Source organism: Brevibacterium salitolerans (assembly GCF_039531405.1).
Taxonomy (GTDB): Bacteria; Actinomycetota; Actinomycetes; order Actinomycetales; family Brevibacteriaceae; genus Brevibacterium; species Brevibacterium salitolerans.
In genome coordinates, this window is the sequence record NZ_BAAAPZ010000008.1 from 148,204 (window position 1) to 161,117 (window position 12,914).

12 protein-coding genes are annotated in these 12,914 nt (G+C 70.2%); 5 read left to right on the forward strand and 7 right to left on the reverse strand.

Features of this window, described 5'->3' with window-relative positions:
* The first annotated feature begins 3 nt into the window (after window positions 1-3).
* Window positions 4-945, forward strand: a complete 942-nt coding sequence (locus ABD240_RS10580; protein WP_425547012.1) for a CPBP family intramembrane glutamic endopeptidase — start codon at window positions 4-6, stop codon at window positions 943-945.
* Between the two features lie 100 nt (window positions 946-1,045).
* Here the strand turns inward: ABD240_RS10580 and ABD240_RS10585 are convergent, their stop codons facing one another.
* Window positions 1,046-2,749 carry a FumA C-terminus/TtdB family hydratase beta subunit gene (locus ABD240_RS10585; protein WP_291797465.1) on the reverse strand — a complete coding sequence of 568 codons (1,704 nt, stop codon included), beginning with the start codon at window positions 2,747-2,749 and terminating at the stop codon, window positions 1,046-1,048.
* 4 nt (window positions 2,750-2,753) lie between these two features.
* Window positions 2,754-4,061: a CaiB/BaiF CoA transferase family protein gene (locus tag ABD240_RS10590; protein ID WP_291797468.1), complete on the reverse strand. Its 1,308-nt coding sequence runs from the start codon at window positions 4,059-4,061 to the stop codon at window positions 2,754-2,756.
* 248 nt (window positions 4,062-4,309) lie between these two features.
* Here ABD240_RS10590 and ABD240_RS10595 point away from each other — a divergent pair, with 248 nt between their 5' ends.
* The 4 genes from ABD240_RS10595 (at window position 4,310) to ABD240_RS10610 (ending at window position 8,244) form a co-directional block, all read left to right on the forward strand.
* Window positions 4,310-4,975: a GntR family transcriptional regulator gene (locus tag ABD240_RS10595; protein ID WP_344337124.1), complete on the forward strand. Its 666-nt coding sequence runs from the start codon at window positions 4,310-4,312 to the stop codon at window positions 4,973-4,975.
* Window positions 4,976-5,211: 236 nt separating this feature from the next.
* A complete protein-coding gene (locus ABD240_RS10600; protein ID WP_344337126.1) occupies window positions 5,212-6,300 on the forward strand; it encodes a DctP family TRAP transporter solute-binding subunit in 1,089 nt (362 codons plus the stop codon).
* Entirely contained in the window at window positions 6,297-6,971 is a 675-nt protein-coding gene (locus ABD240_RS10605; protein ID WP_344337128.1) for a TRAP transporter small permease, read from the forward strand. Before ABD240_RS10600 ends, ABD240_RS10605 begins: the two co-directional genes overlap by 4 nt.
* Window positions 6,964-8,244: a TRAP transporter large permease gene (locus ABD240_RS10610; RefSeq protein WP_291797479.1), complete on the forward strand. Its 1,281-nt coding sequence runs from the start codon at window positions 6,964-6,966 to the stop codon at window positions 8,242-8,244. The genes ABD240_RS10605 and ABD240_RS10610 overlap by 8 nt, the downstream gene beginning before the upstream one ends.
* A gap of 140 nt (window positions 8,245-8,384) precedes the next feature.
* Here ABD240_RS10610 and ABD240_RS10615 read toward each other — a convergent pair whose 3' ends face one another.
* The 5 genes from ABD240_RS10615 to ABD240_RS10635 all read right to left on the reverse strand — a co-directional run bounded on the left by ABD240_RS10615 (window position 8,385) and on the right by ABD240_RS10635 (window position 12,829).
* Complete coding sequence (locus ABD240_RS10615; protein WP_344337131.1) at window positions 8,385-8,795, reverse strand: VOC family protein; 411 nt, start codon at window positions 8,793-8,795, stop codon at window positions 8,385-8,387.
* A gap of 65 nt (window positions 8,796-8,860) precedes the next feature.
* Complete coding sequence (locus ABD240_RS10620; protein WP_291797486.1) at window positions 8,861-9,850, reverse strand: helix-turn-helix domain-containing protein; 990 nt, start codon at window positions 9,848-9,850, stop codon at window positions 8,861-8,863.
* A gap of 32 nt (window positions 9,851-9,882) precedes the next feature.
* A complete protein-coding gene (locus ABD240_RS10625) occupies window positions 9,883-11,451 on the reverse strand; it encodes a hypothetical protein (RefSeq protein WP_344337134.1) in 1,569 nt (522 codons plus the stop codon).
* A complete protein-coding gene (locus ABD240_RS10630) occupies window positions 11,451-12,092 on the reverse strand; it encodes a VOC family protein (protein WP_291797491.1) in 642 nt (213 codons plus the stop codon). Before ABD240_RS10630 ends, ABD240_RS10625 begins: the two co-directional genes overlap by 1 nt.
* A 248-nt stretch (window positions 12,093-12,340) precedes the next feature.
* Window positions 12,341-12,829, reverse strand: coding sequence for an inorganic diphosphatase (locus ABD240_RS10635; protein WP_344337136.1), 489 nt, complete (start codon window positions 12,827-12,829; stop codon window positions 12,341-12,343).
* Between the last annotated feature and the right edge of the window lie 85 nt (window positions 12,830-12,914).

Sequence of the window (12,914 nt, forward strand, 5' to 3'; positions counted from 1 at the left end):
GCCGTGACGCCTGAGCCGGTGGATCCGCTGCCGGAGCGGCGCCTGCCGCTGAGCCGGCGGCAGGTGATCGCGGAATCCCTCGTGGTCGCCGGCCTGTCGCTGGGGGAGTCCGCGGTCTACGCCGTGGTCCGGCTCATCGACATGCTCTCCCGCGCCCCGCTGGCGGAACAGGAGGCGAAGCTCAACACCTCCGCCTCGGAGCGCCCCTGGTTCGACCTCGTCTACCAGCTGCTGGGCAACGGATTCGCGCTCGTCCCCGTCGCCCTCGTGCTCGTGCTGCTGGGGCGCGACCGCCTGCTGCTGCGCGGCCTGCGCGCCGCGCCATGTGCCTCACCGCTTCCGGAACCTCCGGGGGCCGGCGCGCAGATGCAGCTCCCGGGTGCGCAGTGCGCTGAGCAGGAGCCGGGAAGAGGGGCGGAGGCCGCCGAGGCCCACTCGCCTCCCGGAGTGCTCGCGCGGCTGGGGGTGACCCGGGCTCCGGGCCGGGACCTCGGGCGCGGGGTGCTGCTGTTCGTGCTGATGGGCGCGGGCACGCTGGGTGTGTACGCGGCCGGCCGGGCGCTGGGGATGACGGCGCAGATCCAGACGGACAACCTGGGCGCGCACTGGTGGACCGTGCCGGTGCTGCTGTTCGCCGCCGTGAAGAACAGCCTGCTGGAGGAGGTCCTCCTCATGGGCTACTTCCGCATCCGGCTGCACATGCTGGGGCTCTCCCCGTGGACGGTGATCGTGGTGCTCGCGGTGTTCCGCGGCAGCTACCACCTGTACCAGGGCGCGGGGCCGTTCGTGGGCAATGTGGCGATGGGCCTGGTCTTCGGCTGGTGCGCGCTGCGCTGGGAGCGCCGGCGGGGCGACACGATCATGCCCTTCGTCTGGGCACACCTTCTGCTCGACGCCGTGGGCTTCCTCGCCCCGGGAGTCCTGCACATGGTGGACGCGGGGTAGGCCCTCGACGGACGACACCCGCTTCTCGTCCTGGACGCCCGGAAACTGCCGGGTGCCCAGGACGAGAAGCGGGTGTCATGGGGCTGAACTCAAGGAGCCGTCACACGCGTGTGCCGTCTCGCACCGTTCGGGTCCGGCCCAGCTGCAGGCCGGTGTCGCGCGCCTGCGCGAAGAAGTCGTTGCCCTTGTCGTCCACGACCACGAAGGCGGGGAAGTCCTCCACCCGGATCCTCCACACCGCCTCCATCCCCAGATCCTCCATGTCGAGGACGGAGACCTCGGTGATGCAGTCCGCGGCCAGCCGTGCGGCCGGGCCTCCCACGGAGCCCAGGTAGAAGCCTCCGAACTCGCGGCACGCCTGCGTCACGGCCGCCGATCTGTTGCCCTTGGCGAGCATGACCAGGGAACCTCCGGCGGCCTGGAAGTCCCGGACGTAGGTGTCCATCCGCGCGGCGGTGGTGGGGCCGAACGACCCGCTGGGCATGCCCTCGGGGGTCTTCGCCGGTCCGGCGTAGTAGACGGGGTGGTCGCGGAAGTAGGCGGGCAGCTCCTCACCGGCCTCCAGCCGCTCCCGCAGCCGGGCATGGGCGATGTCCCGGGCGACGATCATCGTGCCGGTGAGGGACAGCCGGTCGCCGACGGCGCATGCGCTCAGACGCGCGCGGATCTCCTCCATGGGGAGGTCGAGGTCGATCGCGGTGACCTGACCTGACTCGATCTCCTCCGCCCGGCCCGCGGCGGGCAGGAAGCGGGCCGGATCGTGCTCGAGCTCCTCCAGGAAGACGCCCTCACGATCGATCCGCGCGACGATCTGGCGGTCGGCGGAGCAGCTCACCGCCAGGGCCACGGGCAGCGATCCGTTGTGCCGCGGCAGGCGGATCACGCGGACGTCGTGGCAGAAGTACTTGCCCCCGAACTGGGCGCCGAAGCCCAGATGGCGGGTGAGCTCCAGGACCTTCTCCTCGAACCGGGGATCCCGGATCCCGTGGCCGGTCTCCGCATCGCCGGTCTCCGGCAGCCCGTCGAGGTGGTGCGCACTGGCCAGCTTGGCCGTCTTGAGGGCGTGCTCCGCTGTGGTGCCGCCGATGACGACCGCCAGATGGTAGGGCGGACAGGCCGCCGTGCCCAGGGTCGCGATCTTCTCCGCCAGGAAGTCGAGCATCCGCTGCTCGTCGAGGATCGCCTTCGTCTCCTGGTACAGGAAGGACTTGTTCGCGCTGCCGCCGCCCTTCGCCATGAACAGGATCTCGTAGCCGTCCTCGGAGTCGAGCGCGATGTCGATCTGCGCGGGGAGGTTGGTGCCGGTGTTGACCTCCTCGAACACCCCCAGCGGCGCGAGCTGCGAATAGCGCAGATTCAGCTCCCGGTAGGCCGCCTCGACGCCCGTAGCAAGATGACGCGCATCCTCCCCGTCCGTGAGCACATCGACGCCGCGCTTGGCCGTGATGATCGCGGTCCCGGTGTCCTGGCACATCGGCAGCACCTCTCCCGCGGACACGCATGCGTTCTTCAGCAGGTCCAGGGCGACGAAGCGATCGTTCGCGCTCGCCTCGGGATCGTCGAGGATGCTGCGCAGGGAGGCCAGGTGGTCGGGACGCAGGAAGTGCGAGACCTCGGTGAACGCGCGCTTCGCGAGCTCGCTGAGCACCTGCGGCTCGATCTCCAGGAAGGTGCGCTCCCGTCCGGCGATCTCCGTCCGCCGCACCTGCACCCCCTCGCTGCCGAGGTGGCGCATGGGCCGGGTGCTGCGCCCCACGGGCAGCAGCTCGGCATGGTGCGCGGTGTCCTTCACAGGCTGTGTCATCTCCTCACACCGCCCCGTCCGCACGGAGCCTCTCGACGGCCGGGGCCGGGACGCCCAGCTCCGCCAGCAGGCCCTCCGTGTGCTGCCCGACCGCGGGGACCGGATCCATCCGGTAGTCGACGCCGTCCATCCCCACCGGCGGCAGGAGCATCTCGATCGGTCCCTCGGGAGTGCCCACCTCCTGCCAGCGGCCGCGAGCGACGAGCTGCGGATGTTCCGCGACCTCGGTCATGTCCCGCTGGCGGGCGTGGGCCACCTGCGCCGTACCCAGACGCCGCTCGCACTCCGCGACGTCCATCTCCGCGAAGGCCGCTTCGATGAGGGACTCCAGCTCCGGGCGGTGGGCGTAGCGATGCGCGGCACGGTCGAAACGGGGGTCCGTCGCCAGCTGCGGGTCCTCCAGCACTGTCGCGCAGAAGCGCTGCCACTCCCGTTCGTTCTGGATCGCCAGCACGACCTGCCTGCCGTCCCCGCAGGTGAAGGTGCCGTACGGGGCGATGGCGGCGTGGGAGGTGCCCGCCCGTGTGGGCCGCGTGCCACCGTAGCGGGTGTAGTACAGCGGATACCCCATCCATTCGGCGAGCGAGTCGAAGAGGTTGACGTCCAGGGTGGCGCCGCTGCCCGTGCGCTCACGGCGGAAGAGGGCCGTGAGGATCCCGGAGTAGGCGTACATGCCGGCGGAGATGTCTGCGGTGGAGATGCCGGTCTTGGCCGGGAACTCCTCCGTGCCGGTCACGGAGACCAGACCCGCCTCGGACTGCACGAGGGCGTCGTAGGCCTTGGCGTCGCGGTACGGGCCCTCGGCGCCGTACCCGGAGACGGAGACGTGGATGAGGCGCGGGTTCCTGTGCCGCAGCCGTTCCGCGCCCAGCCCCAGCCGTTCGGCGGCGCCCGGCGCGAGGTTCTGCACGAAGACGTCCGCCTCCGCCAGCAGGGCGTCCATCACGGCGGCGGCATCCGGGTGCTTGAGATCGAGGGTGAGGCTCTCCTTGTTGCGGTTGATCCAGACGAAATGGCTGGACTGACCTCTCACCGTCGTGTCGTAGCCCCGTGCGAAGTCGCCCGTCCCCGGTCGCTCGACCTTGATCACCCGTGCTCCCAGATCGGCGAGCTGACGGGTGGCGAACGGCGCCGCCACCGCCTGCTCGAGGCTCACGACCGTGATGCCGGACAGCGGGAGCGCCTCGTCCGGGGTGTGCGCATCCGCCCGTGCGGGGTGGGCGTCCGAGCGCGCAGAGTGGGCGTCGCGCGAGCCTGTCGTGGACTCCGGGACGGGCGCGTCTTCGGGCGGTGGTGTGTGGGACGAGAGCACTGGGCCTCCGTGTCTGCTGGGTGGGGATTCCCGATGAGCATTCACAGGCATTGTCTCAGAAATGATGCATGATTCAAGATCGCACCTCCTCGCGGGGCGTCCGACGATGCCCGTATCAGAGGACTGCGGGGTTCTTCGCGGTCGCTTGTATATGATGTCGGCGGATGCGGTTCTCCAGCGTGGCCTCCCAGCTGCCCCGCGGGTGAGCCGGGCGCGCGCAGGACGACGGGGGCAGGACGATGAAGCCGGTGGAGACCAAGCGGGACGTCGTGGCCTCCGGCCTGCGCCGGCGGATCCTGGCCGGGGAGCTGGAGCGCGGCTCGCGGCTGCGCCAGGACGAGGTCGCCGGATGGTTCTCCTCCTCCATCACGCCTGTGAGGGAGGCCCTGCGACTGCTGGAGGCCGAGGGGCTCGTGACCTCCGAGGCGCATCGCGGCGTCCGCGTGGCCGGAGTGGACATGGACAACCTGAAGTCCCTCTACGTCACCCGCCGGCTCACGGAGACCTTTGCGATCAGACGTGCCGCGACGCGGATATCGCGGCATGAGCTGCGTGCGGCGCGGCGTCTGCTGGAGGAGCTGGACGAGGCATCTGCGGCGGGGGACTCCGCGGCGCGCAACTCCTTCAACGAGCAGTTCCACTTCTTCTTCTACGACCGCTGCGGGCTGCCGGGCCTGCGCAATCGCATCGAGGATCTCTGGCGTGCGTTCCCGTGGGACCTTGCGCTGGACAGCGGGGCGCGCTTCGACGAGGCCCACGGCGAGCACGAGGGGATCGTCGCGGCAGTGCACGATGCCGATCCGGACAGGGCCGGCGAGCTGCTGGGCATCCACATACGCAACGGCTTCCTGCGGCTGGCGGAGGCTGCCGCGGGCGAGGCCGTGGCCGATCCGTTCGAGCTGGACGCGGACTGAGGCCCCGCCGGCCCACCGGGCCGTCACCGGACGCAGGGGCGTCTCCACCGGGGGGTCGTCTGTGACTTCGAGTGAGAGCGTCGCACGTCTGGGTCGTTTTCATACATAATCTGACGAGTCATGTCTCATATGCCCTTCCTCTGTGTATAGTGGCGCAGGCGAGGGCACAGTCGTCCTTGCCGGTCGTGCTCAGCGGTGAGCCGATCGCGAAACCCCTTTCACCCCTGGAGACAACGATGTCCAGTCCGTCGTCGATGCGGAAGAACCCCTCTCTTCCGGGGCGAAGAGCCCGGTCGTCCCGCCGCAGGCCGCTCCGTGCGGTCTGCGCCGCGGCTGCCGTCCTGCTCGTGCTCTCCGGCTGCAATCCGGCCCGCAGCGGGGAGGCGGAGAACTACACGCTCAAGTTCTCCCACGTCACCACCGCGGAGACGCCCAAGGGCAGAGCCGCCGAGTTCTTCAAGAAGGAGCTCGAGGAGAGGTCGGGCGGGCGGATCACGGTGGAGCTCTATCCGAACTCGGAGCTCTACGGGGACAAGGACGAGATGCAGGCCATCCAGTCCGGCGCCGTGCAGATGCTCGCCCCCGCCAGCGCGAAGTTCACGACGGTGGCGCCCAGCCTGCAGGTCCTGGACCTGCCCTTCCTCTTCGACACCGCCGCGGACATCCCTGAGGTCGCCAGCCCGGAGACCGAGGTGGGCAAGGCGATCTACGCCAACGAGGATCTCGAGGCCAACGGCATGAAGGTGCTGGGTCTGTGGGACTCCGGGATGAAGCAGATCCATTCGAACAACAGGACGCTGGCGCCGGCGGACATGCGGGGCAAGAAGTACCGCATCCAGCCCTCCGACGTGCTGCGCACGCAGATCGAGGCCTGGGGCGGCATCCCCACTCCGCTGGCCTTCGCCGAGGTCTACAACGGCCTCCAGCAGGGCCTGCTGGACGGCGGGGAGAACACCTACTCCAACATCCAGTCCCAGAACATGCACACGGTGCAGAAGTACATCACCGAGCTGGACCACGGCTACATCGGCTACATCCTGGTCATCAACAGCGACTGGTACGAATCCATGCCCGCCGATCTCCAGCGGGTCCTCGAAGAGGTCGCCGCCGATTCCTCCGCGTACAACCGGGAGGAGTCCCAGAAGGTCAACGAGGAGTCCAAGAGGGTCATCGAGGAGGCCGGCACGACCGAGATCGTGATCCCCACCGAGGAGGAGCGGGAGGCATTCAAGGACGTGGTCGTCCCGAGCGAGTACGAGAAGTACCGCGACGTGATCGGTCCCGAGATCATCGACGAGCTCCTGGAGAGGCAGGGGGAGTCATGAGGATCCTCAAGTCCCTGGACAGCGGCCTGTCATGGATCGAGAACATCGTGGCCGCCGGCGCCCTGGCCTTCGCCTGCGGTCTGCAGATCGTCTCCGTGATCATGCGGAACCTGGGTGTCGGCGTCATCTTCTGGGCCGAGGAGGCGACGATCTACGCGATCATCTTCTCCACCTTCTTCGGCGCGGTCGTGGTGCTGCGCCACAACGAGCACGTCAACGTCGACATCCTCGCGGTGCTGCTGCACGGTCCGGCCAAGAAGGCCATCCTCCTCCTCGGGGCGCTGTGCACCGTGGTCTATGCCTTCTTCGTCGTATGGGTCTCCTGGGAGCTGATCGGCGAGCCCTTCTCCCGCACCACCCTCACCCCGGCGCTCAAGCTCCCGCTGTGGGTCGTCGAACTGTCGATCGCGGTGGGGATGACCCTGTTCCTCATCCGCGCCGTGGAGATGGCGGTCCGGGCGATCATCACTCCGGCGGAGCGTCTCGACAGGGACGTGCTGGCCGAGGAGGCCGCCGCAGCCGGTCTCGACGCCGATCTCGTGGAGGCCGGCCAGCGGGCGATCGCCAGCGGGGACGTCACGGTGGGCGGGCTGAGGGCCGGCACAGAGGGGCGCACCGACGATGCCGTCGGAGACGCGGAGTCCGAGGGAAGGGAGAAGCGCAATGGCTGAAGCGACCCTCGTCCTCCTCGTCGTCCTGCTCCTGACGCTGCTGAGCTCGGCGCCCATCGCCATCGCCCTGGGGCTCACGAGCCTCATGTACTTCTACTACTTCACGCTGATCCCCATGTCGCAGGTCTCGGAGCGGCTGTTCAACGCCCTCAACTCCTTCCCGCTCATGGCGATCCCGTTCTTCGTGCTGGCCGCCAACATCATGTCCCGCGGCGGCATCTCGAAGCGCCTCACCGACTTCGGCGCCTCTCTCGTGGGGCACCTGCGCGGAGGGCTGGCGATCACCGCCGTCCTCGCGTGCATGTTCTTCGCCGCCGTCTCCGGCTCCTCGCCGGCCACGGTCGTCGCCGTGGGCGCGATCCTCATCCCGGCGATGATCGCCAACGGCTACCCGAAGGAGTTCTCCACCGGACTGATCGCGACCTCGGGCTCCCTGGGCATCCTCATCCCGCCGTCGATCCCGCTCATCGTCTACGGCATCGCCACGGAGCAGAACATCGGGAACCTGTTCGTCGCCGGTGTGCTCCCGGGACTGATGGCGGGCCTCATGCTCATCGTCATGGTCGTGTTCGTCGCCTGGAAGCGCGGGTACGGCAGGGCAGGCAAGGAATTCAAGGCCTCGCCGCGCGAACGCCTGCGGTTCTTCCGCGATGCGATCCTGGCGCTGCTGCTCCCGGTCATCGTGCTCGGCGGCATCTACAGCGGCTTCTTCACCCCGACCGAGGCCAGCGCCGTCGCCGTCGCATACTCCCTCGTCGTCTCCCTGCTGATCTATCGGGAGCTCAAGCTCGGCGCGCTGTGGGACGTGCTGCTGAAGTCGGCGAGGACCTCCGCGATGGTCATGTTCATCATCGCCAACGGCATCCTCTTCACCTTCGTGCTGGCCAGCGAGAGGATCCCCGGCTCCATCTCGGAGGCGATCGGCGAGTGGGGTCTGGAGCCCTGGCAGTTCCTCGTCCTCGTGAATGTCCTGCTGCTGTTCGTGGGCTGTGTGATGGAGACGTCCTCGGCGATCCTGATCCTGGCGCCCATCCTGCTGCCGATCGCCCTGGAGCTGGGGATCGATCCGATCCACTTCGGCATCATCGTGGTGATGAACCTGGAGATCGGCATGATCACCCCGCCGCTCGGCCTCAACCTGTTCGTGGCCTCCGGGATGAGCGGGATGAGCGTGCTGCAGGTGGCCAAGGCCGCGATACCCTCGGCCCTGGTGCTGCTGCTGGCGCTGGCGATCGTGACGTTCGTGCCGTTCCTGTCCACCGCGCTCATCTAGCTCGCCGGGCGCCGGCCTCACCGCAACCGTCCGGCGCGGGGATGACACCCGCTTCTCGTCCTGGACGCCCAGTAGTCTTCGCAGACTTCCGGGTGCCAGGGACGAGAGGCGGGTGTCGAGCTGCTGTGAGGCAGGGGCGTTCACTCCTCCAGCGGCGCTCCGGGGTAGGTGCCGAACGACCAGAGGTTCCCCTCCGGGTCGCGGACCGTGAACTCCCTGCTGCCGTAGTCGGTGTCCCGCAGCGGAACGACGATCTCCGCTCCGCGTGCGAGGGCGCGTGCGCAGAGCGCGTCCGCATCCTCCGTCACCAGGTACGCCCCGGCAGTGCCGGGCGTCTGGGAGTACTCGCGCCCGGGCGCGTAGGTGCCGAGCATGACTCCGCCGGGTGCCTCCGGCCAGCGCAGCTCCGCGTGCGCCACGCGGCCGTCGTCCTCGTACCGCGCGGTGAGCACGAAGCCGAAGGCCTCCGTGCAGAAGTCGATGAGCGCTCCTGCGTCCACCGCCTGCAGAGTGTGGAAGAGCCCGGGGCTCGTGCGGTCTGTCGCCTGCATGGTCGTCGTCCTCCTCGGTTCGTCGTCCCGGCGGCCGCTGCGGGCCCACCGGTGCATCTGCTCCGTCAGTCTGCCGCCGCGCCGTGTCCGCCGTCTTGAATGTTTCGGAACTCCTCCGCCGCCCAGGCCCGAGGGGACAGCCCGCTGTGGCGGAGGAACTCCCGGCTGAGATGGGACTGGTCGCTGAAGCCGGCCTGCGCGGCGGCTGCCGCGAGATCGGTCCTGCCGGTCTCCGCCACCTGCCGGGCGATGAGCCGGGTGGCCCTTTCGAAGCGGATGAGACCGGCGACGCGTTTGGGGGAGAGGCCCACCTCCTGCACGAACAGCGTGCCCAGCCGTCGCGTGCTCAGCCCGGTGTCCGAGGCCAGCTCGCGCACGGACGCGCGTCCGCCGCTGCGTTCGAGCAGGTGCCAGGCCCGGCACAGCTCGGGCCGCACCGCCGGTGCGGAATCCGCGTGCGCGGTGCGGCTCGCGAGGAGCGCCTGCGCAGTGCGCGCGAACAGGTCCGCCCACGGGGAAGGCTCAGTGCGGCCTGCCGGTCCGACCGGTCCGCTCCCGCACGCCCTGCTGCCTGCCGGGTCAGCCTCCGCTGTCCGGTCACGGGCGGTCCCGCTCCCGCCGCCGCTGTCCCAGGCCTCGGCCAGCTGCTCCTGCAGCTCCACCGCCCAGCGCCCCAGCACCTCGGCGCCGTCGTACCCGCTCACGGGCAGAGCGGCCGCCGGCACCCCGAAGAGGGTCCGTGCGGCCAGCGGATGGACCGCGAGCTGGATGCCGCACTGTGCCCGCTCGCGGCGCACGTGGCTGGCGGTGGTGTGCAGGCCCGCGAGGAGGAGCGGATTGGGGCGGGCGGAGCGGGCCTCGGTCTCGGTCGCCCCCGCTTCGACCCCCTGGTCGAGGGAGACGATGAACGTGAGCCGTGAGGACGGCAGGCCGCGATGGACCGCGGACGGGGCGGCGGGGGAGCGATAGCCCACCATCGAGCTCACACCCGGCGCCATGCCGCGGGGAGCGGGGCGGATGCCGTCCGCTGCGGGATCCTGGGCCTGACCTGCCATGCGTCAGAGACTACGCCGGTGCCTCCACCCCGTCATCGCTGCGAGCGGGCGCGCATCCCGTCACCGGTGCGCGAGTCACCGGCGCGTGTGAGCGCATGGGCCGCGAGCGCTGCGCATGCCGCGGTCCAGGCCAGCGGGGCCACGGCAGAGGGCTCCCCGGAGGCCAGCACCTTCTCCGGGAAGCTGCCCGCAGGCGTGCGGTGCGCGGCCAGCCATTCGAGCTGTCGGGCGGCGCGCGCCCGGTGCGCGGCCTCCGCCGAGGTGGCGTTCGCCAGGGCGAACACCGCGGTCTCGGGCGTCCAGGAGACCCCGTCGTCCGCCCAGCGCTCGCCCGGGGTGATGCCGCCGGCCGGCTGGAGCAGGCGGGCCTCCGTCTCCGCGAGCGCGCGGCGCGCATTCTCCGGATCGGGCCAGGAGGCGAGGTAGGGCGGCAGCATGAAGCCCACGGCGGAGTCGGCATGGCGGCCGTGGGCGTGGCGCGGGAAGCCGTGCTCCGCGAACCGCTCCCGGATGTACTCGGTGAGCGCGGCCTCGGCGACGGCGCACTTCCGGGCGAGAGGGTCGTCGGCCGCGGCGAGCACGGGCTGGAGGCGCTGGAGCCCGGCGAGCGTGGGCGCCGCGATCCCCAGCGTCACCCGCCACTCGAAGACCTCCCAGTAGTCCGAGGAGACGGGCGGGCCTCCGCTGCGCGGGTTCAGCGCGGCGAGCATGGACGTCGCCAGTGAGGAGGCGAAGGCGGCATGGCGCCGGACGAAGGAGGCGCGCTCGGTGACGTCGAGGACCGCGTTCTCGTGTATCCAGCCGAGCGCCCAGGCCGCCCAGCCGAGGCCGTCGAACTGCGGGCTGCGGTCGTCCGGTGCGCCGCCGCCGCGGATGTCGTACCGGGCCTCGAACCAGCCCGCCTCCGTGCGGGGGGCCGCCGCCAGGTGCTCCAGCAGCGCGTCCGCGCGGGGCAGATCACCGGCCGCGGCGAATGCGGCCGCGGCATGGGCGGTGTCGCGCGGCCAGATGTGGCGCCACGCGCTCGTCCATCCGGCCGCTGTTGCGGGCAGCCCCTCGGTGAGGACGAAGAGATCCAGATAGGCGTTGCGGATGAGATCGGCATGGGGACTCGTGCGCGTCCACGGTGCGAGGGAGTCCAGCCAGTCCTCCTCCCGGCGCACCAGCAGGTGCGCGTTCTCCGCGTGTGCCTGCACCCTGGTGCCGGGGATGACCTGGTCCGGGGCGGAGACCGGTCCGCGGGCGTCGGCGGAGGTGAAGGCGACCGTGAGGGAGTGGAGCGGCCGCTCCGCGAGCGTGTCCGGTGCGGTGGGCAGCAGCTTCCGGGTGGCGAGTGTGCCGCCGGCGGTGAGCCCGAGGCCCAGTGCCGCCGCGACGAGCACGGAGCGACGAGGGAGAGCACGGGCGCGTGTGAGCCCTGAGGGTGGGGAGGCCTCGGCCGTGGACGGGTGCGGAACGCCGGGCGGGAAGGCTGCGGCGGAGATGCGCAGCACAGCCTCCCCCGTGTCCGATGGGGGAGTCGCGCCGTGCCCGGGTGCGCTCGGGTTCTCGGTGAGGGGAGCGGGCCGGTCCGCGGCCTGCGCCGCGGTGTCCGGCTCCATCAGAGTGTGACGAGACCCTTGGCTGTGTGGAACGTGACCGACATGAGGCCGGGAGCCCCGTGCGGTGCCGTCCAGTCGATGCTGATCTCCGGGATCGGCTTCTTCTCGTCCGTGCCGAGCCAGTCGCGCACGCGGTCGCGGTCGCCTGCGATCGTGATCTCAGCGATGGAGACGTCGTTGTCCGGTCCCAGCTGGGAGGGGTGCTGGCTGTGCGGGGAGAGCCAGTGGATGAAGTACGGCAGCTGCGGATCCGCGATGAGGCCCTTGACGCCGATCTGCTTCCAGACGACCTCCTCTTCCCCGGCGGGGGTGCGGTTGCCGTCCACGGCCTTGCGGCCCAGGCGCTCCTCCACGGCGGCGAGGTCGTCCACGCGGATCACCCAGCCCATCCAGCCGCCGCCCAGCTCCGTGCGCGCGCGGACGGCCTGGCCGAAGGGGGTGGACAGCGTGGCGGGATGCTCCAGGGGCTCGACCACCTCGAGGTAGTGCCCCTGCGCCAGCGGAAAGATCAGGTTGCGGGTGCCGAACCGCGGGTGGACACCACCGTCGTAGGGCTCGATGCCGAGGGCGTCTGCGAGCCTGCCGGCGGTGGCCGCGAGTCCGTCGGGTTCGCTTGCGAAGGAGACGTGGTCGAGATGCATATGTGCAGAGTGTCACATTCGGCGGCGACGGGGCAGTGAGGCGAGCCTAAGTGTGAAGTGCGGGGGCGTGACGGAGCGGTGCGACGGTCGGCCTCCGGAGCGCGGCACCGCGTGCGCAACCGCGGAATGCGGGGCGCGCTCCGCAGGGCACCTTGACCTTCGTGTCAATGCACTGCGCCTCCGTTTCGCACCGCTGCAGCGGTGCGAAACGGAGGCGCAGTGGTGTCTGCTGCGGAGGTGCCGCCCGCTCAGTGGCCCTCGGCCTTGAAGCGCTCGATCGACTCCGTGACGATCCGCTCGGCGTCCTCACGGCCGGCCCACTCGGAGCCCTTGACGAACTTGCCCTTCTCCAGGTCCTTGTAGCGGGTGAAGAAGTGCTCGATGGAGTCGAGCAGGTGCTGCTCCACATCGTTGACGTCCTGGATGTGGTCGAAGCGCGAGTCGCCGCCCAGCACCGCGAGGATCTTGTCGTCACCGCCGGCCTCGTCCTCCATCTTGAAGACGCCGATGGGACGGGCGTCCACGAGGCAGCCGGGGAACACGGACTCGTGGAGGAGCACGAGCACGTCCAGCGGATCGCCGTCCTCGCCCAGGGTGTCCTCGAAGAAGCCGTAGTCCGTGGGGTACTGCATCGAGGTGAAGAGGTACCGGTCGAGCTTCACGCGGCCGGTCTCGTGGTCGACCTCGTACTTGTTCCGCGAGCCTGCCGGGATCTCGATCGTGGCGAGAAGTTCCATGGATTCTCCTTGGGATGCTGGGTGCGCACGCGCGAGTCGCCGCGCGGGGCATGGTGTTACGAGCCTCCCCTAGCATAATGACGAG

Coding starts and splice junctions, on each gene's coding strand:
- ABD240_RS10585 (WP_291797465.1), bottom strand. CDS start 2,749: ATGACACAGCCTGTGAAGGACACCGCGCACCATGCCGAGCTGCTGCCC.
- ABD240_RS10600 (WP_344337126.1), top strand. CDS start 5,212: ATGTCCAGTCCGTCGTCGATGCGGAAGAACCCCTCTCTTCCGGGGCGA.
- ABD240_RS10605 (WP_344337128.1), top strand. CDS start 6,297: ATGAGGATCCTCAAGTCCCTGGACAGCGGCCTGTCATGGATCGAGAAC.
- ABD240_RS10610 (WP_291797479.1), top strand. CDS start 6,964: ATGGCTGAAGCGACCCTCGTCCTCCTCGTCGTCCTGCTCCTGACGCTG.
- ABD240_RS10615 (WP_344337131.1), bottom strand. CDS start 8,795: ATGCAGGCGACAGACCGCACGAGCCCCGGGCTCTTCCACACTCTGCAG.
- ABD240_RS10620 (WP_291797486.1), bottom strand. CDS start 9,850: ATGGCAGGTCAGGCCCAGGATCCCGCAGCGGACGGCATCCGCCCCGCT.
- ABD240_RS10625 (WP_344337134.1), bottom strand. CDS start 11,451: ATGGAGCCGGACACCGCGGCGCAGGCCGCGGACCGGCCCGCTCCCCTC.
- ABD240_RS10630 (WP_291797491.1), bottom strand. CDS start 12,092: ATGCATCTCGACCACGTCTCCTTCGCAAGCGAACCCGACGGACTCGCG.
- ABD240_RS10635 (WP_344337136.1), bottom strand. CDS start 12,829: ATGGAACTTCTCGCCACGATCGAGATCCCGGCAGGCTCGCGGAACAAG.